Origin of the sequence: Streptomyces lancefieldiae, assembly GCF_031845825.1 — a bacterium.
GTDB classification, from domain to species: Bacteria; Actinomycetota; Actinomycetes; order Streptomycetales; family Streptomycetaceae; genus Streptomyces; species Streptomyces lancefieldiae.
On record NZ_JAVRFH010000251.1, the window covers coordinates 1 to 813 of the forward strand.

1 protein-coding gene is annotated in these 813 nt (G+C 72.7%); it reads right to left on the minus strand.

Annotated features, from left to right (window positions below; genetic code table 11):
- Positions 1 to 813 (minus strand): DegT/DnrJ/EryC1/StrS family aminotransferase (locus tag RM812_RS41945; RefSeq protein ID WP_311586246.1); only part of this gene is annotated, 813 nt, incomplete at both ends.

An 813-nucleotide genomic window follows, 5' to 3' on the forward strand; every position in this document is an offset into this window, starting at 1 on the left:
CGATCTCGTCGGTGGCCCGGCGGATGGCGTCGCAGATCTCGCGCTCCTCGTCGGCGGGGATCTGCGGGTGCAGGCACGGGCAGAGCAGGCGGGCCGCGAGAGCCTCGGCGCGGGGGCAGGCCTGGCCGTCGGTGTGGGCGCGGATGTAGTCGTGCCCGGTGTAGGTGACGGGGTCGTTGATGATGCTGCCGAGCCCGTACCGGTCGGCGAGGATTTCCATGAGGGCGTCGCGGCCGGCTCCGGCCCAGGACGCGGGGACCAGGAGGTTGTAGCGGTAGTACAGGTGCCGTCCGCCGTCGAGTTCGGGCGGCAGGGTCAGGTGCTCGATGCCGTGCAGCAGGCGGGTGCGCTCGTGGGCGCGGGCGATGCGGGCGGCGTTCATCTCGTCGAGGCGGCCGAGCTGGACGAGGCCGACGGCTGCCTGGATCTTGGAGAGCTGCTGGTTGGTGCCCCATTCCTGGCTCAGCCCGTAGGTGCGCAGGCGCCGCAGCCGGTCGGCGAGCCGCGCGTCGCCGGTGGTGACCATGCCGCCCTGTCCGAAGGTCGTCATCAACTTCTTGGTCTCGAAGCTGAAGATGGTGGCCCACCCCTCGGCGCCGACCGGGAGCCCGGCGGGGGTGATGCCGCCGGCTGCGCGCGCGGCGTCGACGATCACCACCGGCGGCCCGTGGTGCGGGTGCGGGTGGCGCTCGGCGAGGTCGAGGAACGGTCTCAGGTCGGCGGCGAGCCCGTTCCAGTGGGTGACCACGATCGCGCGGGTGCGGTCGGTGAGGCGGTGCTCGACGTCGGCCGGGTCCAGGTTCAAGGTGAGCG